The following is a 23,478-nucleotide window of genomic DNA, read 5'->3' on the forward strand; positions in this document are numbered from 1 at the left end:
GTTCAGTTTTGGGTTCACATACGAGACTTAGCACTCTCCGCCAGCGATTAACAGGGTCCGGGAACAAGTTCCCGGACCCTGTCTCGTTCCAAGCGTCAATTAGGACTGACTCATCTAGGGGGGCGCTTGCCCGCAACCACGACCCCGACAGACCCCCCCCAAAGGATTCGAGACACGCCCCCATGCAAGAGCTGTTCCAGTTGGTGCCTGCCGCCTACGTAGTGCTGCGCCGCGGCAACCGGGTGCTGCTCCAGTTGCGCCAAAACACCGGCTTCATGGACGGGCACTGGGCCTGCGCCGCGGCCGGCCATGTCGAGGCGGGGGAATCGGTGGAAGCCGCCGCGGTGCGCGAGGCCGCCGAGGAAATGGGATTGCGCCTGGATCCGCGGGACCTGCTCCCGCTGGCAACCTTGCACCGTACCAACGGCGGGGATTCGCCGCGCGCCCAGCGCGTGGACTTCTTCTTTGCCGTGTCCCGCTGGGCCGGGGAACCGAGCATCATGGAGCCGGAGAAGTGCGGGGCCATTGCCTGGTTCGATCTGGACAAGCTGCCCGACCCCATGCCGGAGCATGAACGCTACGTGCTGCAAAACCTTGCGGCCGGCACGTTGCCGGCCATCGCCTCGCTGGGCTTCACCGGGTAGCCCGGAGCACGCAGGGAAACAAACGGGGCCTTGCCCGTGCCCATCGCAAGATGCACCCGGGCAAGGCCCCGTCGTGTCGTTGGCCTGGCTAGCTCCAGACCAGGTTCCACGTTCCCACCGTGACGGCCGCCCAGGTGGCCGCGGCACCCAGCAGCAGGCCCGCGGCGACGATGACGGCATCCCGCCGCCCGTAGACAGAGGTCCGGAGCCAGGTCCGGGCATTGGTCCCGAAGCCCTTGGCTTCCATGGTCACCGCCAGCCGCGAGGCCCGGCGGATGGCCTGGACCAGCAGCCCGAAGACCTGTCCCAGGTTGGCGCGCAGCCGCTGCCCCGCCGAGCCCCGGCTGCCCACGCCGCGGGCGCGCCGGGCCATGCCCAGCGTGGTCCACTCCTCAATCAGCAACCCCAGCAGGCGCATGCCCGCCAGCGCCCCGAGCACGAAGCGGTGCGGAAGCCGCGCCTTCTGCGCCAGCGCGTTGGCCAGGTCCGTGGGGTCGGTGGTGAACAGCACCAGCACCGCCGGGATGGCAATCGCGAAGGCCCTGAGGCCCGTGGCGGCGCCGGCAGCCAGCGAACCCTCGGTGATGTCGAAGATTCCCAGGTCAAGAAGAACCGCGCCGGAATCGTTGCCCACCAGTGCGGTGCCCCAGGCCCCGAAGAGCGCCGCGAGCAGCAGCGGCCAGCCGCGAGCCAGGAAGCGCGGGATCGACAGCCCCGCCAGCGGCAAGGCCAGGAAGGTCGCCATCACCACGAGGGCGCTGCTGACCCAGTCCATGGAGGCCACCAGCGGGATCGTCGCCAGCGCCACCGCGGCGAGCTTGGCCAGGGGGTTGGCCCTGCCCAGGAAGCTGGCCCCGCCGCGCGCATCGGCCTCCAGCAACCCGGGCCGGACCGCGACGCCGGGTTCGCCATGCGCGGTCCCCGGGCTCTCGAGGACAAATTCGCCGGCACCGAGGGCACGGGCGAAATCCACGTCGTGGGTCACGGCGATGATTGCCGTGCCGCGCTCCAGTTCCTCGCGCAGCAACAACGCCAGCTCCCGCCAGGTGTTGGCGTCCTGGCCGAAGGTCGGCTCGTCAAGGATCAGGATCCGCGGGCCCGAAGCCAGGACCGTGGCCACCGAGAGACGTCGCTTCTCACCGCCCGAAAGCGTGAAGGGGTTCGCCTCGGCAAGATGTCCCAGCCGCAGCCGCGACAGCAGCGTTTCGACCCGTGCCTCGATCTCCCCGTCCGTGAACAGCGGGCCCCGGGTGCCGGGCTTGACCGCGTGGGCAGGCCCGAAGGCCAATTCCTCGCGGACCGTGTTGGTGACGAATTGGTGCTCCGGTTCCTGGAACACCGAACCGATGCGTCCCACCAGTTCGGTGGCGCGCCAGTGGTAGGGGCGGGCCTCGGAGCCGGCAGCCAGCTCCCCGGTGGCCAGCACGGTGCCGGAGGCCTGTGGCAGCAAGCCCCCGAGCGTCAGGGCGAAGGTCGACTTGCCCGAGCCGTTGGCCCCGCGCACGCACCAGGCCTCGCCGGCCGCGACGCGCAGGTCAAGTCCCCCGGCAGCGATTGATCCGCCGCGCTTCCGGGTGACCGCCAGCTCCTTGGCCTCGAGCAGCAGTGCGCCGCCATCCGTTGCGGCGGGCCGCACGTGGATCGACGGGGTGTATCCGGGGACCCAGACCCCGGCGGAGATCAGTTCCTCGCGCACCTTCCCGGGCCCGAAGAGCTCGTCGGGGGTTCCGTCGTGGGCGATGCCGCCGCCCGGTTCCAACACGATGACCCGGTCCATGTGCGGAGCCCAGGCCTCCAGGCGGTGTTCGACGATCAGCAGGGTCGCCCCGGTGGCATCCAGCGCCGCCAGCACCGCGTCGCGGACCTCCAGCACGCCGTCGGGGTCGAGGTTCGCCGTCGGCTCGTCCAGAAGGACCAGCCCCGGGCCCATGGCAAGGATCCCGGCGAGGGCCAGGCGCTGTTTTTGTCCGCCGGAAAGTGCGGCGGTGGGGTGGTCCAGCGGGACATCGAGGCCCACGGCATCGAGGGCATCGATGATGCGTTGGGCGATCTCTTCCGGCGGCACCGACAGGTTTTCGGCACCGAAAGCCGTGTCGTCCCCAACCCGGGCCTGGACGACCTGGGTTTCGGGGTCCTGTTGCATGAGCCCGACCAGGCCGCGGCCCTGGGCCGCGGGGATTCCGTCCAGCAGCAGTTCGCCGGAGGAATAGGCCTCGTCGTCTTCGTGCAGGACCCCCGCCAGGGCATAGAGCAGCGTGGATTTGCCGGCGCCCGAAGGACCGGCCAGGAGCACGCGTTCCCCGGCGCGGATATCCAGGTCAAGGCCGCGGAGCGCCGGCTCGGCGCGGTCGGCATGCCGCCAACCCCAGTTGCGGGCGCTGACCGAGACGGCCGTGGCCAACCGGCTGCCGGTGTCCGGGGCGCCGGCTTCACGATCCAGCATCGAAGGTGATGTCATGATGGTTGCCGCGTCCTAGCGAATGGCTTCGGTGGCCGCCTTGCGGCTGGCCAGGGCGCCCAGGGCACCGGTCTTGGCCAGGGCACGGGTGGCCAGGAAGGAGAGCAGCCCGGCAATGACGATGCCCGAGATGGTCATGAACGCGATGTAGGAGAAGAGCATGCCGGTGGTGTATTCGGGGAACCAGCGGAAGATGAAGGTGTCGTTGACACTGCCGAAGAGTCCTGCCGCGCCTCCGGCCAGCAGTGCCACGGGAAGGTTGAACGTGCGGTAGCGGAACGCGGCGAACACCAGTTCAGCGCCAAGGCCCTGGATCAGGCCGGAGGCCAGGACGGTCAGCCCGAATTCGGAGCCCATGAGTGCCGAGACCATGGCGGCGACGATTTCGCAGAAGAGTGCGGCACCGGGCTTGCGGATGATCAGCGCGCCGAGCACCGCAGGGAAGAGCCACATGCCCGAGACCAGGGAGGCGGAGGGCGGGAAGGCCAGGAACAGGAAGTCAAGCAGGTGGTGGGTGCTGTTCCAGGCCCAGAAGATGACGCCCGAGGACACGGCGATGACGGCCGCGATGACGATGTCAACGACACGCCAGGACGAGGTTGCCGGCTTGTGCCCGGCGGGCTGGTTGGTGGTGCTCATGGTGGTGATCCTCCTTGGATACAAGGAGGGGAGGGAAAACGCTACTTTGAACGCACCCCTGAGAACTCGACTTCCTTCGCCGGTACTAGCCGGGGCAGGTTCGAGGGTCTGCGGCTATCCGCACTCTCAGCGTCTTGGTGCGAATTTCTTCGCACGACGCTCCCCTGTCGTGATTGTTTCAGTCCTTTGATGTTACCTCAGGCTATGCTGGGGCAGGTACCGTTGCCGCAACATTTGGGAGTCCCCTTGAACAGCTTGATGAAACTCATCGGCCCAGCTATCTCGATCGCCGCCGGTTTCCTGGGTGGAAAAATCGTCGACAAGGCCTGGACCGGTTTCACCGGCCGGAAGCCGCCGAAGCATGGCAACGCGGAAGCGCAGGCCGAGGCCAGCCTGCGCCAGATCATTGGCTTCGCCGTCCTGTCGGCCACAACTGCGGCCCTGATCCAGGTGTTCACCGACCGCGGCACCCAACGTGCCCTGGCCCGGTTCGCCAAGAAGGCCTGACACCACAAACGCTTCAGGGGCCCACGGATATCCCGTGGGCCCCTGAAGCCTTTCCGGCGATCCTCCGCGCCTCGCGGGCAGGGTTTGGCGCCGCGGGAGTTAGTCGATGAAGTCGGTGCGGTCCCGGGGCCGGCCCTTGCCGTGGTCTTGTTCCTCGCGCTGGGCCGCGGCTTCGACGACGGCGGCCAGTTCGTCGGCCACGAGTGTCTCGCGCTTGAGGTGCCGCGTCCGGTATCCGGCGCGTCCCACCATGTGCGCGGAGACCGGCGCGGTGAGCAACTGCAGCAACCAGGCCAGGACCAGCACCGGCAGCACCGCCCAGGAACGCAATTCCAGCCCGAGCGCAGCCAGCAGCAGGAACAAACCCAGCACCTGCGGCTTGGTTGCCGCGTGCAGGCGCGAAAGCAGGTCCGGGAAGCGCAGCATGCCGATTCCGGCGGCCAGGGACATCAGGCAGCCGACGATCATGAACGTCCCGGCAATGATGTCGATGATGGTGTCAAGCATCAGGCGTTTCTCCGATCCGTGACGAAGCGGGAAACGGTGACCGAACCGACGAATCCGACCAGGCACGCCAGCAGCACGAAGACCAGGTTGTTGGTGTGTCGGTTGACTGTCATTTCCACGCAGAGTGCCGCGGAGATGATCAGCAGCAGGACATCGGTGGCGATGACGCGTTCCAGGATGGACGGGCCCATTGCCAGCCTGACGATGGCCAGGCAGGCGGCAATCGAGAGCGTGATGCCGCAGATCCACAGGACGATGATCATGAGGGTGCTCCGTCTTGGTTGTTCGGGGCCGTTGTTTCGGCGTTCAGCGCGGCCAGTTCTTCCTTGGTGCCCATCATGCGGATCAGCCGTTCCTCGATCAGCAGGACGGCCGCCCTGGCCTTCTCCACGCCGGCCTGGTCGTTGACGTTGAGCACGTGCAGGTACAGCGTGGAGGACCTTCGGTCCACCTCGACGACATAGGAGCCGGGCACCAGCGTCAGCACGTGGCCCACGAAGGTGGCCAGCAGGTCGGACTCGGTGCGCAGCGTGACGGTGATGACGGCGCTGGTGGTCCGCGGCCCGCGGAATATCGCCAGGAACATGACCTCGAAGCTGGCCCGGGTGATGTCGCGCAGGAAGGCGAGGATGAAGACGACTGCACGCCAGATGTTGAAGCGTCCCGAGAGGATGATCGGCGGCAGGCGGAAGACCCGCACCAGCAGCAGCGAGATCAGCAGCCCGAAGACCAGGTTGCCGACGGCGAAGTCCTGCCAAAGCGCGCCCCACACCAGGGTCATGCCGATCAGCAGCGGGATTTCCTGGCGCAGCGTGGAGCGTTGGCGATGGCCGCTCTCGTCCTTGGCGTCGACCAGTCGTTGTTCCGGACTCATCGTGCCTGCCCTTCTCCGGTGCCGAGGACGGCCTCGATGTAGTTGCCCTTGTCCAGCATTTCCATGGCCACCCTGTCGGTGAAGTCGAAGAGCGGTCCGGCAAACACCGTCAAGGCCACGCCCACCAGCACCAGGGCGGCGGTCATGGCGACCATGCCGTTGGGCAGCAGGGCTGCGTTGCCGCGGTCGGAATAGCGGCTTGCCGGCTCGTCCGCGACGATATCGTAGGTGGCGCCGCGCGCCGCGGAGACGCCCACCAGCAGCAGCGGGTCCGGGTCCACGGCGTCCTCGGCATTGCGCCAGAAGGCCCTGTTCCAGATGCGGGCGACGGCCAGCAGGGTCAGCAGCGAGGTCAGCAGGGAGACTCCCACCAGCGCCCAGGCCATCGGGGTGCCCAGCTCGGCACCTCCCTGGACCAGCCCCAGCTTGCCCAGGAAGCCGGAGAACGGCGGGATGCCGCCGAGGTTCATGGCGGGGACAAAGAAGAGCAGGGCCAGCAGCGGGGAGAGTTTCGCGAGGGATCCGAGCCGGTCGATGTTCGAGGTTCCGGCGCGGCGCTCAATGAGCCCCGCCACCAGGAACAGCGAGGTCTGCACCACGATGTGGTGGGCCACGTAGTACACGGTGGCGCCGAGTCCCAGCTGGTTGCCCACGGCCACGCCGAAGATCAGGAAGCCGATGTGGCTGGTCAGCGTGAAGGAAAGCATTCGCTTGATGTCGGTCTGCGCCACGGCACCGAGGATTCCAACCAGCATGGTCAGGCCGGCGACGACCATCAGCGCGTCGGAGAGCCGGTCCCCGGGGAAGAGCAGGGTCTCGGTGCGGATGATGGCGTAGACGCCCACCTTGGTCAGCAACCCGGCGAACACCGCGGTGACGGGCGCGGGCGCCGTCGGGTAGGAGTCAGGGAGCCAGAAGGACAGCGGGAAGACCGCGGCCTTGATCCCGAAGGCCACCAGCAGCATCACATGCAGCACCGTCTGGGTGCCAGGGGAAATCTCCGGCAGCTTTTGTGCCAAATCGGCCATGTTCACGGTGCCGACGGCCGCGTAGATCATGCCGATGGTGATCAGGAACAGCACCGAGGAGGTCACCGACACCACCACGTAGGTGGTTCCCGCGCGGATGCGCGCAGTGGTGCCGCCCAGGGTCAGCAACACGTAGGAGGCGGTCAGCAGGATCTCGAAGCCCACATAAAGGTTGAACAGGTCCCCTGCGAGGAAGGCGTTGGACACGCCGGCCACCAGGATCAGGTAGGCAGGGTGGAAGATCGACACCGGCCCGTCCTCGTCCCCGTCGGCCATGCCCTGGCTGGTGGCGTAGAGCAGCACCGCGAGGGAGACGATGGTTGAGACCACCAGCATGAAGGCGGAGAACCCGTCGACGACCATGGAGATTCCGAAGGGCGGCGCCCAGCCGCCCAGGGTGACCGAGTAGGTCCCGCCGTTCCAGACCGTGGCCAGCATCCAGGTCTCAAGGATGAGGGTGAACACCAGGACGCCAATGGTCACCGCGCGCTGGGTGCGGCGCTTGCGGCGCAGGATGAAGGCCAGGGCCGCGCCGAAGATCGGCAGGGCCACGGCAAGCGGGGCAAAGGAAACGGCGCTCAGTGGTGCGTCGATCATGCGCCGGGCCCCTTGTCGGTGGTGGTGTCAGTTGGCACGAAGTCGTCCCCCTCGAATTCGGTGGTGTCTTCCGGCACCGGCGAGTCTTCCTCGAAGTCGAAGGTCGACTGCTGGGAGACGCGAAGGTCCTCGACGTCGTCGGCAACCACGTCGGCCCGGGAAATCACCCAGGAGCGGTAGATGATGCCCAACATGAACGCGGTCACCGCAAAGGTGATCACGATGGCCGTGAGGATCAGCGCCTGCGGCAGCGGGTCGCTGTATTGTTCCGGGCCCAGCGCCGACTGGTACAGCGGGGCCTCGCCGCGGCGTCCGCCGGCGGAGAGGATCAACAGGTTCACCCCGTTGCCCAGCACCACGATGCCCAGCAGCACCCGGGTCAGCGAGCGTTCGAGCAGGAGGTAGATCCCGACGGCAAAAAGTACGCCCATCACTATGAGCAAGGTGATATTGGTGCTCAACGTCCCACTCCCGTCTCCGCGTCGGAAACCATGTCATGTGTGTCGGTGGGGCTGCGGCCCTCGGAACGGTCGTCGATTTCCGAGCCCAGGGAACGGAGGACGTCGATGACCAGCCCGACCACCACCAGGTAGACGCCGATGTCGAAGATCGTCGAGGTCACGAACTTCTGCTCCCCGAAGAGCGGCCAGGTGAATTCGATGGCGGCGGAGGTGAACATCTGGGCGCCGAAGAGTAGCGGTGCCGCCGCGGTGAGTGCCGCGAGCCCCAGCCCGGTGCCCATCAACGTTCCCGGGCTCACCGGCGTGGCCTCGGCCAGTTCAACCCGGCCGCCGGCCAGGTAGCGGATGGCCAGGGCCAGGCCGGCCAGCAGGCCGCCGGCAAAGCCGCCGCCCGGGGTGTTGTGCCCGGCCAGCAGCAGGTACACCGAGGCCAGCAGGATGGTGTGGAAAACCAGCCGCGTGACCACCTCGAAGGTGATGGAGCGTCGCTCGGGGGCCAGCGTATGGCCGGCCACCAGCCAGGAGTCCTTCTTGGAGATTGCGAAGTTCCGCGCCACGGCAAGTCCCGCACGGCTCTGGTCACGTCCGCCGATGGCCTCCGAGCCGTGGTCCACCGAACCGTGGGGCACCGCGGAGACGCGCAGCCGTTTGTCTCCGCGACCGCGCACGAAGATCAGCGACGCGACGCCGGTGGCGGCGGCCGCGAGCACGGTGATCTCGCCAAAGGTGTCCCAGGCACGCATGTCCACCAGGGTCACGTTCACGATGTTCTTGCCCGCCCCGCCGACGTAGGCCAGCTCCGGGTAGGCCAGCGAAATGGGGTCGGCCACGCGCGAGGCCATTGAGGTGGCGGCGATGTAGATCATCGACGCCCCGAAGCCGATGCCGATCAGCGCGCGGCCCAGCCGATGGCCGGTGGGGTTCTTGGCCCACAGTTCCACCGGCAGGGCACGCAGTGCCAGCACGAAGGCCACCAGCACGATGGTTTCCACCAGCAGCTGGGTGATGGCCAGGTCTGGCGCTCCCTGTAGCGCGAAGATCGCCGCCATGCCGTAGCCGCTGACCGAAACCATCAGCACGGCCAGGAAGCGCCGGTTGGCCTGAACTGCCCCGATGGCGCCGACAATCATGATCAGGCCGATAACCATCTGTGCGGGATGGTCAAAGGCGATGAAGTTCCCCGGGTCCGGGGTGCTGAGCATGATGGCGACCGAACTTGGCAGCAGCAGCGCCACCAACAGGATCACTACGAGGTAGAAGGACAGGGAACCACGCTGGGTGCGGCCGGTGAGCCAGATGGCCAGGTTGTCCACGCCGCCGACGGTGTATTTGTAATCGCGTTCGGCATCGAACACCGCGGGGACCTTGGCCTGGAAGGCAAAGACCTTTTCACGCGCCAGGAAGAGCAATGCACCGACCACCATGGTCAGGGCCGTGAGTCCCAGCACGGGGGTGAAACCGTGCCAGAGTGCCAGGTGGATGGGGGTCTGGGCGGGCTCGAACAACCCGATGTACGGGGCAATGGCGCCCTCAAGGACCTGCGGGATCCAGGCGAATGCGACGGTGGCGGCGGTCAGGACGAGCAACGGCGACAGGAACAACAGCGGCACCTTGGGGAAGGCGGTCGGTGCCATGCCTGGCTTCGCTGCAAATCCGCCCCAGAGGAAACGGGCCGCATAGGCGAAGGTCATCATTGACCCGGCCACCACGCCGATGAACAGCACAATGCCGGTTGTGCCATGGCCCTGGGCGTATTCCAGGAGGGACTCGTAGACGGCTTCCTTGGCCACGAAGCCGTAGAGCGGCGGGAACCCGGCCATGGAGGCCGAGGCAATAGCCGCGACCGTAAAGAGCAACGGCGAGGACTTGTAGAGCCCGGAAAGCTGGTGGACATCGCGCGTACCGGATTTGTGGTCGATGATGCCCACGATCAGGAAGAGCGTGGCCTTGAAGAATCCGTGGGCCAGCATCATGGCCAGGCCCGCCAGCGCCGCGTTGGGGGTGCCTACGCCCATGATCAGGATCAGGAAGCCCAGCTGTGAGACGGTGCCGTAGGCCAGCAGCAGTTTGAGGTCGTGTTGCTTCAGCGCGCGCCAGCCGCCGATGAGCATGGTGGCAAGGCCGAGCCACAGCAGCATCGGTTGCCAAAAGGCGGTTTCACCAAAGCCGGGCGCCAACCTCGCAACCAGGTAAATGCCGGCCTTGACCATGGCTGCGGCGTGGAGGTACGCGGAGACCGGCGTCGGTGCGGCCATCGCACCGGGCAGCCAGAAGTGGAAGGGAACCAACGCGGACTTCGAGACGGCCCCGATCAACACCAGGGCAATGGCCACGTCGATGTAGGTGCCCAGGGCGGTGAGGTCCGGTGCCATTGCCAGGATCTCGGAGATGCGATAGGTTCCCGCGGCATTGCCGAGCATGATCAGCCCGGCCAGCATGGTCAGGCCGCCAAACGTCGTGACCATCAGCGCGGTGAGGGCCGAACGTCGGGCGCTCATGCGGGTGCGGTTGAAGCCGATCAACAGGAACGACAGGATCGTGGTCAATTCCCAGAAGACGAACAGCAGAAGCAAGTCGTCGGCGGTCACCAGGCCGAACATTGAGGCAGCGAAGGCGAGCAATTGGGCACCAAAGGCGGCTGTGTGCGGATCCTCGTTCTTGAAATAGCGTGCGCAATAGAACAGCACCAGGGCACCGACTCCCAGCACCAGAAGGCACATCACCGCGGCAAGGGCATCCATCCGGAAATCAAGATGGGCGTTCAGCGGACCGATCCAGCTATAGAGCTCGGACGGCGGTGCATTGGGGCCGCCGCTGGCGACGGCCTGTTCGGACTGGGTGAATGCCGGGAAATTCGCCAGCAGCCAGACGAAGGCCAGCGCCGGAGCCGCGGCCAGGACATAAAACGTTGACCGGCCCAGATATCGAAAAATCAAAGGTGCAATTCCCGCAACGGCAAAAAGCGCAATCAGGACAAGGAGCACACGTATCTCCTATGGTCGGCGGGCCAGTGCACTGGCAGCAAAACGGTCAAAAAGTCTCCTTCATCCTAACAGCCGGCATGCCCTTGCCCGGCGATTTGACTCGTGATTCAGCTGATGAAATCTTGCGGAATAATGCGTCATTTCAGATTGTTAAAGATCCGTCGCACAATGATTCATTTCGCGGCACGCCACGATGCATTTATCCGAGGCATCCCCGTTGTTGGTTCGATGCGGCTACGATGCACCCATGAGCGAGTTTCCCGCGGCACCGTCGGCCTCGACCGATCGGCAACGTATTATCACCAAACCCGTTGTGGCGTGGGCTTCGTGGGATTGGGGTTCCGCAGCCATCAACGCGGTGATGATCACTTTCGTGTTCACCGTCTACCTGACCAGTGACCTTTTCGGAGACACGGATGCCAACTCGGTGGTCCTGGGCAACGGACTGGCCATAGCCGGCGTGGCGATCGCGCTGCTGGCCCCGGTGATGGGATTGCGCTCGGATGCCGGCGGACGCCGCCGTTTCTGGCTCGGAGTGAACACGATAATCGTCGCGGTGCTCACCGCGGCATGCTTCTTCATTTTCCCCGAACCGCGCTTCCTGGTCCTCGGAGTGACGCTCATTGCGCTGGCTTCGGTCTTTGCCGAGTTCGCGACGGTGAACTACAACGCAATGCTTCCGCAGATTTCCACCCCCGCGACCATCGGCAAGGTCTCGGGCTTTGGCTGGGGCATGGGCTACCTCGGCGGAATCCTGGCGCTGGCCATTGTCTTGTTCACGCTGGTGACCCCGATCTTCCCATGGGCCGGTGCCTCCGAGACCGATGCCCTGAACCTGCGACTGGTCGCGGTGTTCTCCGCGGTGTGGTTCCTGGGCTTCGGGCTACCGGTGCTCTTCGCGGTGCCGGAGATCCCGGGGGAACCCGGCGGGCCGCGCTTCACCATCCTGCAGTCCTACGCAGAGCTGTGGCGAAGGGTCGTTGCCTTGGCCCGCAAGGACCGCCACACCGTCTTTTTCCTGCTTGCCAGCGCCGTCTTCCGTGACGGGTTGGCGGCGGTGTTCACCTTCGGCGGCATCATCGCCGCCGGAACCTTCGGGTTCCCGCTGCAGCAGGTGATCATCTTCGCCATCGTCGGCAACGTCGTTGCTGCCTTCGGCGCCATGGTGGGCGGGGTGCTCGATGACAAGATCGGACCCAAGCGCGTGATCATCGCCTCGCTCATCGGGTTGCTCGTGGCGGGTCTGGGTGTCTTCCTCTCCCCCGGTGCCTCCGGGTTCTGGGTCTTCGGTCTGCTGCTCTGCCTGTTCGTCGGGCCTGCCCAGTCCTCCAGCCGCGCGTTCCTGGCCCGGCTGGCCCCCGCGGGGCAGGAGGGCGAGCTCTTTGGCCTCTATGCCACCACCGGCCGCGCGGTCAGCTTCCTGGCCCCGGCATTGTTTGCCGCGTCGATTGCCCTGGCGGCCCCCCACGTTGCCGAGGCCCAACGCTATGGCATCCTGGGCATCCTGGCCGTGCTCCTGTTGGGGTTGCTTCTGCTGATCCCGGTGCGGGCACCGGGCCACGGGCCGGTCCCCCTGGACCGTGGCCCCTGAGCGGCGTTGATGGTTGTATGGGAGCCATGAGCACCCATACACCAGTGACAGTGACAGTGACCGGCGCCGGAGGGCAGATCGGGTATGCGTTGCTCTTTCGCATCGCCTCGGGTGCCATGTTCGGGCAGGAGGTTCCGGTCAGGCTGCGGTTGCTGGAAATCCCGGCCGGCCTGAAATCTGCGGAGGGCACCGCCCTGGAGTTGCAGGATTGCGCCTTCACCACCCTGGACTCGGTCGAGGTCACCGACAATGCCGCCCGCGCCTTCGCCGGCACCAATGTTGCGTTGCTTGTCGGCGCCCGGCCCCGCGGCCCGGGCATGGAACGCGGGGACCTGCTCTCGGCCAATGGCGCCATCTTCGGCCCCCAGGGGGCGGCAATCAACACCGGCGCCGCAGACGATGTGAAGGTCCTGGTGGTGGGCAATCCAGCGAACACCAACGCGTTGATTGCCGCCGCCCATGCGCCCGATGTCCCACCCGAACGCTTCACCGCGATGACCCGCCTGGACCACAACCGTGCGCTGGCCCAGTTGGCCGGCACCCTGGAGGTTGGGGTGGGTTCGATCAGGAATGTCGTCATTTGGGGCAACCATTCGGCATCCCAGGTTCCCGATGTCTCCCACGGCGTCCTCCTCGGGGAGGACGGCACCCAACGCCCGTTGCCCGATGCCCTGGCCGAAGCCCTTGGCGGTGCCGGCAAGGTGGCCCCATGGCTCGATGAAACCTTCATTCCCCGGGTGGCCAAGCGCGGGGCGGAGATCATCGACGTGAGGGGCTCCTCCTCGGCGGCCTCCGCAGCGGCGGCGGCCATCGACCACGTCCGCGACTGGGTGCAGGGAACCGCCGGTTCCTGGACATCGGCGGCCATCCGCTCCGACGGCTCCTATGGCGTTCCGAAGGGGCTGGTCAGTTCCTTCCCGGTACATGCCCGCGACGGCGCCTGGGAGATCCAGCAGGGACTTTCGATGGCCGCGGACGTGCGCGCCCGCATCGACAGGTCGGTCAAGGAGCTCGAAGAGGAACGCGACATGGTCAGGTCCCTGGGACTGGTCTAACGGGGGCTGCCCGAGAAAGGAAATGGCCAGTGGAGCAAAGAGCGGTCTTGCAGATCGACGGGCTGGAGGTAGCGGTGCGCGATGCCGTCAGGGAGGACCTTCCGGCACTTTTGGCCCTGTTGGCCGACGATCCCCTGGGAGCGACCCGTGATTCGTCCCCAGACGCCGATTCAGCGCCTTATCTAGCAGCCTTGGCGGCAATCGACAGCGATCCGGCGCACCGACTACTGGTGTGCGAGAGCGCCGGGCAGGTTCTCGCCATGTTACAGCTGTCATTTATCCCGGGGCTTTCGCGCCGCGGGGCTTGGCGCGCCCAGATCGAGGCTGTTCGCACCCACGCGGACTTCCGCGGCCGCGGCTTGGGCAGGAGCTTTTTGACGTGGGCCATCGAGTACGCGCGCAACCGTGGCTGCGCGCTGGTGCAGTTGACCACCGACAAGAGCCGCGCGGATGCCCACCGCTTCTATGAGGGCCTGGGCTTCATCGCTAGCCACGAGGGCATGAAGCTGGTTTTCTAGTAACATTCCCACCCGGTGCCCTGGCCCGCATACGCGTGCGGGCCCCGGGGAATCGGGGCCCGCAGGCGTATTGGCCGGTCGCCCGGCTACCTAGTTTTCCAGGGTGGTCCTGTGGAAGTTCAAGTGGCTGCGCGACGCCGTGGGGCCGCGCTGGCCCTGGTAGCGGTTCCCGTAGGCCCCGGAACCATACGGGTGCTCGGCCGGGGAGGAGAGCTTGAAGAAGCACAACTGCCCGATCTTCGAGCCCGGCCACAGCTTGATGGGCAGGGTCGCCATGTTCGACAGTTCCAAGGTCACGTGTCCGGAGAATCCGGGGTCAATGAAACCGGCGGTGGAGTGGGTCAGCAATCCAAGTCGTCCCAGTGAGCTTTTGCCTTCAAGCCGGGCGGCAATGTCGGTGGGCAGGGTGACCGTTTCATAGGTGGATCCCAGGACGAATTCGCCCGGGTGCAGGATGAACGGCTCGTCCGGCTCGACTTCCACCAGTCGGGTCAGCTCGGGCTGGTCCGTGGCCGGGTCGATGTGGGCGTACTTGTGGTTGTCGAAGAGACGGAAGAACCGGTCGATCCTCACGTCCACGCTTGCCGGCTGGATCATCGCCGGGTCGAAGGGGTCCAGCTTTATACGTTCGGACGCCAGCTCGCGTCGAATATCACCATCAGAAATCAGCACAGTACCCAAAATATCCCATTTGTCCCGCGGTTCAGGCATCGAAGACGCGGGCGGATTGCCGGCGGCAGGGTAGCCGTGGCCCCGAATCGCAAATCAGTGCCCGGCAGACATGGGCAGAACCACGGGGTCTGCAGTTATCCTGAAAGGGCTCCATCCAGATTTTTTCCCCGAAGGGACATCGTGTCTTTGTTTCGTGGCGGCATCCCCGCCATCTTGTTAGGCGTGAGCCTGGTGCTGGCGGCCCCGCTCGCCGCACAGGCTGCACCCGCGGGACCCGCAGCTGCGACGTTGCGTGCCGAAAAGCCGCGGAAGGCACCGACCACCGATGAACTGACGAAGGACCAAGGCTCGTACCTGGCGCTGGTAAGCCGGGACCACCCCCTGGATCCGGCGAACTACAAGCCCAAGGACCTGCGCACGATTTCCGGGACCGGACTGGAACTGCGCAAGGATGCGGCCACCGCACTCGAAAGCCTGCTCAAGGCCGCACGCAAGGATTCACAGTCGCTGAGCGTGCTCAGCGCCTACCGTTCCTACGACCGTCAACTTGCGCTGTTCAATGGGTACAAGGCTCGCTACGGGACAGACTATGCCACGCGGATCTCGGCACCTGCCGGCACCAGCGAGCACCAGATCGGGCTCGCGGCGGACATCGGCATGAGCAGCGGCCGGTGCGATCTCAAGGCCTGCTTCGGAGACACGAGTGGCGGAAAATGGCTAGCCGCCAACGCCGCTGACTTTGGATTCATCATTCGCTACCCGGCCGAAGGTGAGAAGGTGACCGGCTACAAGTACGAGCCATGGCATCTTCGTTTTATCGGCGTGGACCAGGCAAAGGCCATGGAAAAGTCCAAGGCCGTCACCTTTGAACAATTCCATGCGGCTCTGCTGAAGGCTTCGAAGGTCAAGACGCCCACCGCGGCCGAGATCAAGAAGCAGCGCGAGGCACTGCTGATCCTCCGATTCCTTCCGCCCTACCGCGACTGGTCGATCGGCTACGACTTCGCCCGCTAACGAATAGGCGCGGCACATCAGTTGCCGCGCAGCGCCAGAAGATTTTGGCGAGCCGCCGCTGGGCTGGCGCCCCCACACACCGCGAACCAAAAAGGCATCGGTAGTCCGGGTTTGAACCCGAACCACCGATGCCTTTTGGAATCTTCCTGCCGCGGCCTACTTGGTGCGGATCGGAAGGCCCGTGAAGGTCGGCTTCGAGGTTTCGGAGAAGAAGTCGTTGCCCTTGTCATCGACGACGATGAACGCAGGGAAGTCCTCGACCTCGATCTTCCAGATGGCTTCCATGCCGAGCTCCTCATATTCGAGCACCTCGACCTTCTTGATGCAGTCCAGGGCCAGGCGGGCGGCCGGGCCGCCGATGGATCCCAGGTAGAAACCGCCGTGGGTGTTGCACGCATCGGTGACCTGCTTGGAGCGGTTGCCCTTGGCCAGCATCACCATGGAGCCGCCGGCTGCCTGGAACTGCTCGACGTAGGAATCCATGCGTCCGGCCGTGGTCGGGCCGAAGGAACCCGAGGCCATGCCTTCGGGGGTCTTGGCCGGGCCCGCGTAGTACACCGGGTGGTCCTTGAGGTACTGAGGCATTTCCTCGCCGGCATCCAGCAGGTCCTTGATCTTGGCGTGCGCGATGTCGCGGGCCACCACCAGCGGGCCGGAGAGCGAGAGACGGGTCTTGACCGGGTGCTTGGTCAGCTCGGCCAGGATCTCATCCATTGGCTTGTTCAAATCGATCTTCACCACGGAGGAACCGCCGGTGCCGGAGACGCCGCTGGTTTCATCGTCGTGCGCTGCGATCGCCGGGTGGTCGGACTCGGGCATGAAGCGCGCCGGGTCGGTTTCCAGCTGTTCCACGAAGACGCCCTCGGGGGTGATCTTCGCAAGCATCTGGCGGTCGGCCGAGCAGGAGACGGCGATGGCCACCGGCAGCGAGGCGCCGTGGCGCGGCAGGCGCACCACGCGCACGTCGTGGCAGAAGTACTTGCCGCCGAACTGGGCGCCGATGCCGAAGTTGCGGGTCAGTTCAAGGACCTGCTCCTCCAGCTCGGTGTCGCGGAAGCCACGGCCGGTCATCGCACCGGTGGTCGGCAGGTTGTCCAGGTACTTGGCCGAACCGTATTTGGCGGTCTTCAGTGCGAATTCGGCGCTGGTGCCGCCGATGACGATGGAGAGGTGGTAGGGCGGGCAGGCGGCGGTGCCCAGCGAGCGGAGCTTCTCATCGAGGAACTTCAACATCGCGTTCGGGTTCAGGATGGCCTTGGTTTCCTGGTAGAGGAAGGACTTGTTGGCCGATCCGCCGCCCTTGGCCATGAACAGGAACTTGTACTGGTTCTCGTGGCCCGGCTCGGTGTCCGCATACAGTTCGATCTGCGCGGGCAGGTTGTTGCCCGTGGACTTCTCTTCCCACGTGGTCAGCGGGGCCAGCTGCGAGTAGCGCAGGTTCAGCGTGGTGTAGGCGTCGTAGATGCCCTTGGACAGGTCCTTCTCGTCCGGGCCCTGGGTCAGCACCTGCGAACCGCGCTTGCCCATGACGATCGCGGTTCCGGTGTCCTGGCACATGGGCAGGACACCGCCGGCGGCGATGTTGGCGTTCTTGAGCAGGTCAAGGGCGACGAACTTGTCGTTGGGGCTGGCGTCCTCGTCATCGAGGATGTTGCGCAGCTGCTGCAGGTGCGCCGGGCGCAGGTAGTGGGAGATGTCGTGCAGCGCGGTGGTGGCCAGCTTCTGCAGGGCCTCGGGGTCGACCTCGAGGTACGTTCGGCCGCCCGGCCCCTCGATGGTGCGGACACCATCGGTGGAAATCTGGCGGTAGGTGGTCTCGTCCGCCCCGATGGGCAGGAGGTCTTCGTACTGGAATTCGGGCATGAGGCTTCCTCGCAAAAGATTCAAAACGTTTCCCACCAGTTTAGGACGGTTGGGCGAACAACCAGACATCGGGTTGCGCCGACGGGCGCAATGTAGACATGCTTGGGGGCATGAGCGAAGAGAACCCGCAAGCCAAGTCCACCAATGGCACCGACGACATCCAGGCGGCGCTGGGCATTGAACCGACCGTCACCGGCAACGAACCGGCGACCCATTTTGAAATGATGATCCGGGCCGCGCAGAACGACCCCGCCCTCAACGGCCAGGTCATCGCGACCCTCATGAATTCCGAGGTGTATTTCCTCAGCCGCGAGGAAGTCAGCGGCGAAGCCCGCAACGCCCAGCCCATGGTCCTGCAGAACGCCGCGGGCGAGCCGGTGATTGCCTTGTTCACCCACCTGGCCCGCATTCCCGGCGCCTACATCGATGTCGCCCCTTACGGCGTCCAGGTCCTCGGCGGAACCGTCGTCAGCTCGCTGCAGGACACCGGCTTGGTCATCAACCCCGGTCACGAGCTGTGCCTGGAGATCGACGCCGCCGGGGTGAAGACCATTCGCGAGGAATTCAACCTCGACGGAACGCCGAAGGACCCCTCGAAGTAGGGGTCGCGAACACCCCGCGCATCACCCCCGAAACCCGGCCTCCTTTCGCGTTCCGGGAGGTCTAGAGTGGGAGCATGGATTTTGAAGATACGTCGTTGCCCGGTCTCGGCGTCCGTCGCGAAATAATCCTCGCGTCCGGGCGCCGGGTCGGCGTGGTGATCCTGCGTGATGGATCGATGCAGTTGATCATTTCCCAGCGCGAGGACCCCGATGCCTGTGCCGCGTCGATTCCGTTGAGCGTTGAGGAGGCCGGGGCCATCGGCGCCATGCTCGGTGCCCCGCAGCTGGTGACCCAGTTATCGGACCAGCATCGCGACTTGCCCGGTGTCAACACCCAGCAATTCGTGTTGAGCCATGAAAGCCCCTACGTGGACCAGACCCTGGGCGACACCCGCCTGCGGACCCGTACGGGCACCTCTGTTGTCGCCATTTCCCGCAGCGGGAAGGTCTTCCCCTCCCCCGCTCCTGATTTTGAACTCAATGTGGGTGACGTTCTGGTCATTGTCGGAACCGCCGCAGGTTTGGAAAAAGCAGCGCACCTGATCAACAACGGCTAAGGGGAGGTGCGCGGAACATGCACGGCACCGCTCTAATACTCGTTGAGCTCGGCGCCGTCTTCTTGGGGCTTGGCCTGTTGGGGCGCCTGGCAGCGAAAATCGGCATGTCACCGGTTCCCCTGTACCTACTCGGCGGCCTGCTCTTCGGAAGCGGGGGCGTGGTCAACCTTGCCGGCATCTCGGAGTTCGGGGAGGTTGCCAGCGAAATCGGCGTGATCCTGCTACTGCTCATGCTGGGCCTGGAATACACCGCCCGCGAACTTGTCACCGGACTGAAAGGTTCCTGGGTCGCCGGGGTCGTCGACCTGGTCCTGAATTTCACTCCGGGTGCGGCCTTGGCCTTGATCATGGGCTGGGGCGTTACCGGAGCCTTGGTCCTTGGCGGGGTCACCTACGTGTCGTCCTCCGGAATCATTGCCAAGGTGCTCTCCGACTTGGGCAGGTTGGGCAACCGCGAGACTCCGGTGGTGTTGTCCGTCCTGGTGCTCGAGGACCTGGCCATGGCAGTCTACCTGCCGGTGCTCACCGCCACCTTGGCAGGACTCGGATTCCTGGGCGGGCTGCGTGCAGTGGGTATTGCCATGGGCACCATCACATTGGTATTGCTGGCGGCGCTGCGCTTCGGGCCGCAGATTTCAAGGTTGATCCATTCCTCGGACCGGGAAAATTTCCTGCTTAAGCTCATTGGTGCCGCGCTGCTGGTTGCGGGTCTGGCCTCAGCGTTGCAGGTCTCTGCTGCGGTCGGCGCTTTCATGCTCGGTATTGCCATTTCCGGATCAACCGCACATTCGGCCACCAAGGTCCTGGAGCCGCTGCGCGACCTTTTCGCTGCCATGTTCTTCGTGGTCTTCGGCCTGAACACCGATCCATCGAGCATTCCCGCGGTCTTGCCCATGGCCATCTTGTTGGCCATTGTCACCTCGCTGACGAAGGTGGCCACCGGAGTATGGGCGGCGAAGCGGGCCGGGATCGGGATCCCCGGCCGGGTTCGCGCCGGCGTCGCCTTAATTGCCCGGGGTGAGTTTTCCATTGTCATCGCCGGACTGGCAGTTGCCTCCGGTGCGGTTACCGGGGAACTAGCCGCCTTGGCAACCGCATACGTGTTGTTGTTGGCGGTCTTCGGACCGGTTGCCGCCCGCCTCGCCGAGCCCCTGGCCAGGCCGTTCTTGCCCAAACCTTCGCAGGCACCCGACGCCGCATTTTGACGCGCCCGACGTTCCCGATTAGGTTTTGGCACCCCACCTTGGGATATGCTGTTTTAGCCCGGGACGCCATTAGGCTTCCCGGAGCTTTGCGGGCGTAGCTCAATGGTAGAGCGCCAGCTTCCCAAGCTGGACACGCGGGTTCGATTCCCGTCGCCCGCTCGCTATGACATTGGGACCCGGCCGGCGGCCGGGTCCCAATGCGTTAAGCGCACCCCCGGTGCGGTGAAGGAACAGCGGAAAGAGGGAATCCAAAGGCTTATGAACGGCGTGCTCTCTGGTTTTGCCGTGGTCTGGACCGTCATTGCCGTGGGGTACTTCGTCGGACGCACGGGTGTCCTGGGCGAAAACGCGCGCTATGTGCTGAACCGGCTCACCTTCTTCGTGGCCAGCCCAGCTTTGTTGTTCACCACGCTCGCCGATTCGGACCCCGCTTCGGTGCTCGGCCCCTTCCTGGGCGTTGCTGCGATTTCCTCCCTGGCCACCGCCATCGTCTTCGTGCTGGTGACCCGGTGGTGGCTGCGGCGCGACCTGACCGAGTCGACCATCGGCGCGATGAGCGCCTCAACAGTGAACTCGGCAAATCTCGGCCTTCCGATTGCCCTCTACGTCCTGGGCGACATGGCCCATGCGGCACCGGTTATCCTGTGGCAGCTGGCCCTGTTCTCCCCGGTATGCCTAGCCATCCTGGACGCCAGCACGTCCAGGCACCGGACCACCGTGTTTTCCATGTTGGTCCAGACATTGAGGAACCCGATGATTGTCGGCTCCCTGGCCGGATTGGTGTGCGCGCTCTTCGACGTGGAACTTCCCCAGCCGCTCGCCGACCCGATAGAGCTGATTGCCGGTGCTTCCATCCCGGCCATGCTCATAGCCTTCGGCATTTCCTTGGTAGGCTCCAAGCCGCTCGAGGCTTCCGGCGGGCGTCGAGCCGATACGCTGTTGGCCACCGGCATGAAATTGTTCTTCCAGCCCGTTGTCGCCTGGGTGCTTGCCGTGTGGCTCTTTAGGCTGGACAGCCACGCGGTGTTTGTTGCGGTGATCATGGCCGCCTTGCCCACAGCCCAAAATATCTTCGTGACTGCCTCTCGCTACGAGCGCGGCGTCGTGCTGGCCAAGGACACCGTCCTGCTCACCACCATCGTCGCCGTGCCGGCGATGATGCTTGTTCCCCTGCTGTTGACCTGACTTCACCGAACGGCCGGGTCAGACCTTGCCTCGACGCGTGCGGCAATATAGGGGCTTATGCGAGCCCCACCTCCGTGTTAGCGTCAGAGCAAGGTTCATCCTGCCACGAGTGCGGATCCCTATCCCGGGGCGCCGCTCCCCCTTCGGCGAGTGAACAATTGTCATCGAAAGGACCGTTTCCATGAAGCGTCAAATTATCGCGCTAATGACCACCGCATTGCTCGCCTTGACGGTCACCGGCTGCAGCGGCTCCTCCGAGCCATCCGGATCACCGGCCGCCAGCGGAACCGCGACCGGTTTGACCCTCCAACAGGTCCAGGATGCAGGCGTCCTGAAGGTCGGAACGGAAGGGACCTACAAGCCGTTTTCCTTCCATGAGGGCGGAACCGGTCCGCTGACCGGATTCGATGTGGAAATCGTGACGGCCGTAGCCCAGAAGCTGGGTGTGGAGCCACAGTTCGAGGAAACCCAGTTTGACGGGATCTTCGCCGGTCTCGAGGCCGGACGCTTTGACGTCATTGCCAACCAGATTTCCATCACTCCCGCGCGCGAGGCGACGTACGAGTTCTCCAAGCCATATACCGTGAGCACCGGTGTTGTCGTGACCCAGGCGGGGAACACAGATATTACGTCTTTCGAGGACCTGAAAGGCAAGTCCACCGCACAGTCGCTGACCAGCAACTGGTACCAGCTGACCAAGGATGCCGGGGCGAACGTCCAAGCCGTGGAAGGGTGGGCTCAGGCCATCACGCTGCTGAAGCAGGGCCGTGTGGACGCCACTGTCAATGACAAGCTGACCTATCTGGATTCACAGACCACCAAGCAGGACGACGGCATCAAGATCGCCGCCGAAACAGCCGAAAAGTCGCTCAGTGCCATGGCCTTCCGCAAGGGTAGCGGCGACCTGGTCGAGGCAGTCGACAAGGCCTTGGATGAACTCTCGGCCGACGGAACGCTCTCGAAGATTTCCGAGAAGTACTTCGGAGCAGACGTCACCAAGTAATTTCCGGCAGTGTCGCGGGCCGCACCCCAGTGGCCCGCGGTTTCACCTTGCGAATGCGAAGGAGTCCTGCCATGGATATTGATTGGCAATTAGTCAGCGATTCATTTTGGCCCATAGTGGTGGGTGGGCTACGCGGGACCATTCCCCTCTCGCTGGCCAGCTTTGCCATCGGCCTGGCGATCGCCTTGCTCATGGCACTGATGCGGTTGAGCCGGAATCCAGCTGTCACGTTCATTGCCAAGGCGTACATTTCGGTGATCCGCGGAACCCCGTTGTTGGTGCAGCTCTTCGTCATTTTCTACGGGTTGCCCTCGATCGGGGTCACGCTGGACCCATGGCCCAGCGCCATCATCGCCTTCTCGATGAACGTGGGCGGCTACGCTGCCGAGGTAATCCGCGCGGCCATCCTCTCGGTGGCCAAGGGCCAGTGGGAGGCCGGCTACACCATCGGTATGTCGCGCACCACGACACTGCGCCGGGTGATCCTGCCGCAGGCAGCAAGGGTGTCGGTGCCGCCGTTGTCGAATACCTTCATCTCCCTGGTCAAGGACTCGTCCCTGGCATCGCTGATCCTGGTGACGGAGTTGTTCCGCAACGCCCAGGAAATAGCCGCCTTCAGCCAGCAATTCTTGCTGGTCTATATCGAGGCAGCGTTCGTGTACTGGGTGTTCTGCCTGGTGCTCTCCGCCGGCCAGACCAGATTGGAAAGAAGGCTTGACCGCTATGTCGCACACTGATCCCGCCACGAACGCGCCCGCTCTGCTGAAGGTGACCGGCCTGCAGAAGAGCTTTGGCGACCACCAAGTCCTGAAGTCCATTGACCTGCAGATCGGCAAGGGCCAGGTGCTCGCCTTGATCGGCCCCTCCGGCTCGGGCAAGACGACGGTGTTGCGCTGCCTGAACGGCCTGGAGATCCCCGACGGCGGGGAGGTCGCCTTCAGCGACGGTCCCGCCGTGGTCTTTGCGCCGAAGACAACGCAAAAGCAAGCCCAGGTCTTGCGCACCCGCAGCGCCATGGTCTTCCAGAACTACAATCTCTTCCCGCACATGACAGTGCTGGAAAATGTGATCGAAGGGCCGATCCAGGTCCAGCGCCGCAAGCGTTCCGAGGCCGTCGCCGACGCCGAAGCACTGCTGGCCAGGGTCGGACTAGGCCAGAAGCGCGACCAGTACCCGCACCAGCTTTCCGGCGGGCAGCAGCAGCGGGTGGGCATTGTCCGGGCGCTCGCGCTCAAGCCTTCGCTGTTGCTCTTTGACGAGCCGACCTCCGCGCTGGATCCGGAGCTGGTGGGTGATGTGTTGAAGGTGATCAAGGAATTGGCCGACGAAGGCTGGACCATGGTCCTGGTGACCCATGAGTTGGCCTTTGCCCGGGAGGTCGCAGACGAAGTCGTATTCATGGACCAGGGAGTGGTGATCGAGCGCGGCCACCCGGATGTCGTCTTGCGGGCACCGCAAAACGAGCGGACCCAGCAATTCGTGCACCGCCTGCTCAACCCGTTCTAAGGGCATGG

23 protein-coding genes, 1 tRNA gene and 1 riboswitch are annotated in these 23,478 nt (G+C 65.0%); of the genes, 14 read left to right on the top strand and 10 right to left on the bottom strand.

The window, feature by feature from the left end:
- The first annotated feature begins 182 nt into the window (after positions 1–182).
- On the top strand, positions 183–644 hold the full coding sequence (locus OIU93_RS10125; RefSeq protein ID WP_264269957.1) for an NUDIX domain-containing protein: 462 nt from the start codon (positions 183–185) through the stop codon (positions 642–644).
- 88 nt (positions 645–732) lie between these two features.
- Here OIU93_RS10125 and OIU93_RS10130 read toward each other — a convergent pair whose 3' ends face one another.
- Together OIU93_RS10130 and OIU93_RS10135 are read right to left on the bottom strand one after the other, a co-directional pair.
- The gene (locus tag OIU93_RS10130) at positions 733–3,102 is read right to left on the bottom strand and encodes an ATP-binding cassette domain-containing protein (RefSeq protein ID WP_372342906.1); all 2,370 of its coding nucleotides are present in this window, start codon (positions 3,100–3,102) and stop codon (positions 733–735) included.
- A 15-nt stretch (positions 3,103–3,117) separates the two neighbouring features.
- Positions 3,118–3,741, bottom strand: coding sequence for an ECF transporter S component (locus tag OIU93_RS10135; RefSeq protein WP_264269958.1), 624 nt, complete (start codon positions 3,739–3,741; stop codon positions 3,118–3,120).
- A 54-nt stretch (positions 3,742–3,795) separates the two neighbouring features.
- A riboswitch (TPP riboswitch) is annotated at positions 3,796–3,917 on the bottom strand.
- A 70-nt stretch (positions 3,918–3,987) separates the two neighbouring features.
- Between OIU93_RS10135 and OIU93_RS10140 the strand changes: the two genes are divergently transcribed.
- Positions 3,988–4,248, top strand: a complete 261-nt coding sequence (locus OIU93_RS10140; RefSeq protein ID WP_264269959.1) for a DUF4235 domain-containing protein — start codon at positions 3,988–3,990, stop codon at positions 4,246–4,248.
- A gap of 99 nt (positions 4,249–4,347) precedes the next feature.
- Here the strand turns inward: OIU93_RS10140 and mnhG are convergent, their stop codons facing one another.
- The 6 genes from mnhG to OIU93_RS10170 are packed head-to-tail and all read right to left on the bottom strand — an operon-like array spanning position 4,348 to position 10,699.
- Positions 4,348–4,755, bottom strand: coding sequence for a monovalent cation/H(+) antiporter subunit G (gene mnhG / locus OIU93_RS10145; protein ID WP_264269960.1), 408 nt, complete (start codon positions 4,753–4,755; stop codon positions 4,348–4,350).
- A complete protein-coding gene (locus OIU93_RS10150) occupies positions 4,755–5,018 on the bottom strand; it encodes a monovalent cation/H+ antiporter complex subunit F (protein WP_264269961.1) in 264 nt (87 codons plus the stop codon). Before OIU93_RS10150 ends, mnhG begins: the two co-directional genes overlap by 1 nt.
- On the bottom strand, positions 5,015–5,629 hold the full coding sequence (locus OIU93_RS10155) for a Na+/H+ antiporter subunit E (protein WP_264269962.1): 615 nt from the start codon (positions 5,627–5,629) through the stop codon (positions 5,015–5,017). The genes OIU93_RS10150 and OIU93_RS10155 overlap by 4 nt, the downstream gene beginning before the upstream one ends.
- Positions 5,626–7,254 carry a Na+/H+ antiporter subunit D gene (locus OIU93_RS10160; RefSeq protein WP_264269963.1) on the bottom strand — a complete coding sequence of 543 codons (1,629 nt, stop codon included), beginning with the start codon at positions 7,252–7,254 and terminating at the stop codon, positions 5,626–5,628. Before OIU93_RS10160 ends, OIU93_RS10155 begins: the two co-directional genes overlap by 4 nt.
- A complete protein-coding gene (locus OIU93_RS10165) occupies positions 7,251–7,715 on the bottom strand; it encodes a Na(+)/H(+) antiporter subunit C (RefSeq protein WP_264269964.1) in 465 nt (154 codons plus the stop codon). Before OIU93_RS10165 ends, OIU93_RS10160 begins: the two co-directional genes overlap by 4 nt.
- Positions 7,712–10,699, bottom strand: coding sequence for a Na+/H+ antiporter subunit A (locus OIU93_RS10170; RefSeq protein ID WP_264269965.1), 2,988 nt, complete (start codon positions 10,697–10,699; stop codon positions 7,712–7,714). The genes OIU93_RS10165 and OIU93_RS10170 overlap by 4 nt, the downstream gene beginning before the upstream one ends.
- A gap of 247 nt (positions 10,700–10,946) precedes the next feature.
- Between OIU93_RS10170 and OIU93_RS10175 the strand changes: the two genes are divergently transcribed.
- Genes OIU93_RS10175 through OIU93_RS10185 form a run of 3 tightly spaced genes read left to right on the top strand, consistent with a single transcriptional unit; the run spans position 10,947 to position 13,863 of the window.
- Positions 10,947–12,290, top strand: a complete 1,344-nt coding sequence (locus OIU93_RS10175; protein WP_264269966.1) for an MFS transporter — start codon at positions 10,947–10,949, stop codon at positions 12,288–12,290.
- 26 nt (positions 12,291–12,316) lie between these two features.
- A complete protein-coding gene (locus OIU93_RS10180; RefSeq protein WP_264269967.1) occupies positions 12,317–13,345 on the top strand; it encodes a malate dehydrogenase in 1,029 nt (342 codons plus the stop codon).
- A gap of 29 nt (positions 13,346–13,374) precedes the next feature.
- A complete protein-coding gene (locus tag OIU93_RS10185) occupies positions 13,375–13,863 on the top strand; it encodes a GNAT family N-acetyltransferase (protein ID WP_264269968.1) in 489 nt (162 codons plus the stop codon).
- 90 nt (positions 13,864–13,953) lie between these two features.
- Here OIU93_RS10185 and dcd read toward each other — a convergent pair whose 3' ends face one another.
- Positions 13,954–14,535, bottom strand: a complete 582-nt coding sequence (gene dcd / locus OIU93_RS10190; protein WP_264269969.1) for a dCTP deaminase — start codon at positions 14,533–14,535, stop codon at positions 13,954–13,956.
- Positions 14,536–14,715: 180 nt separating this feature from the next.
- Between dcd and OIU93_RS10195 the strand changes: the two genes are divergently transcribed.
- Positions 14,716–15,549 (top strand): D-alanyl-D-alanine carboxypeptidase family protein, encoded by an 834-nt coding sequence (locus tag OIU93_RS10195; protein WP_264269970.1) that lies wholly within the window; start codon positions 14,716–14,718, stop codon positions 15,547–15,549.
- 156 nt (positions 15,550–15,705) lie between these two features.
- Here the strand turns inward: OIU93_RS10195 and OIU93_RS10200 are convergent, their stop codons facing one another.
- Positions 15,706–17,412, bottom strand: a complete 1,707-nt coding sequence (locus tag OIU93_RS10200) for a fumarate hydratase (RefSeq protein ID WP_264269971.1) — start codon at positions 17,410–17,412, stop codon at positions 15,706–15,708.
- 110 nt (positions 17,413–17,522) lie between these two features.
- On the opposite strand from OIU93_RS10200, the gene OIU93_RS10205 reads away from it, so the two are divergent.
- The 8 genes from OIU93_RS10205 to OIU93_RS10240 all read left to right on the top strand — a co-directional run bounded on the left by OIU93_RS10205 (position 17,523) and on the right by OIU93_RS10240 (position 23,470).
- Positions 17,523–18,014, top strand: coding sequence for an SseB family protein (locus OIU93_RS10205; RefSeq protein ID WP_264269972.1), 492 nt, complete (start codon positions 17,523–17,525; stop codon positions 18,012–18,014).
- Between the two features lie 74 nt (positions 18,015–18,088).
- Complete coding sequence (locus OIU93_RS10210) at positions 18,089–18,571, top strand: cation:proton antiporter regulatory subunit (protein ID WP_264269973.1); 483 nt, start codon at positions 18,089–18,091, stop codon at positions 18,569–18,571.
- 17 nt (positions 18,572–18,588) lie between these two features.
- The gene (locus tag OIU93_RS10215) at positions 18,589–19,776 is read left to right on the top strand and encodes a cation:proton antiporter (protein ID WP_264269974.1); all 1,188 of its coding nucleotides are present in this window, start codon (positions 18,589–18,591) and stop codon (positions 19,774–19,776) included.
- 88 nt (positions 19,777–19,864) lie between these two features.
- Positions 19,865–19,935: transfer RNA gene (locus tag OIU93_RS10220), tRNA-Gly, on the top strand.
- Between the two features lie 99 nt (positions 19,936–20,034).
- Positions 20,035–20,961 (top strand): AEC family transporter, encoded by a 927-nt coding sequence (locus OIU93_RS10225; protein ID WP_264269975.1) that lies wholly within the window; start codon positions 20,035–20,037, stop codon positions 20,959–20,961.
- A 181-nt stretch (positions 20,962–21,142) separates the two neighbouring features.
- Positions 21,143–21,964 carry an amino acid ABC transporter substrate-binding protein gene (locus tag OIU93_RS10230; RefSeq protein ID WP_264269976.1) on the top strand — a complete coding sequence of 274 codons (822 nt, stop codon included), beginning with the start codon at positions 21,143–21,145 and terminating at the stop codon, positions 21,962–21,964.
- A 71-nt stretch (positions 21,965–22,035) separates the two neighbouring features.
- Positions 22,036–22,701 (top strand): amino acid ABC transporter permease, encoded by a 666-nt coding sequence (locus tag OIU93_RS10235; protein WP_264269977.1) that lies wholly within the window; start codon positions 22,036–22,038, stop codon positions 22,699–22,701.
- Positions 22,688–23,470, top strand: a complete 783-nt coding sequence (locus OIU93_RS10240) for an amino acid ABC transporter ATP-binding protein (protein WP_302264883.1) — start codon at positions 22,688–22,690, stop codon at positions 23,468–23,470. Before OIU93_RS10235 ends, OIU93_RS10240 begins: the two co-directional genes overlap by 14 nt.
- The last annotated feature ends 8 nt before the right edge of the window (positions 23,471–23,478 follow it).

The sequence above is a fragment of the Paeniglutamicibacter sp. ZC-3 genome (genome assembly GCF_025847175.2).
In the GTDB taxonomy this organism is placed as follows: domain Bacteria; phylum Actinomycetota; class Actinomycetes; order Actinomycetales; family Micrococcaceae; genus Paeniglutamicibacter; species Paeniglutamicibacter sulfureus.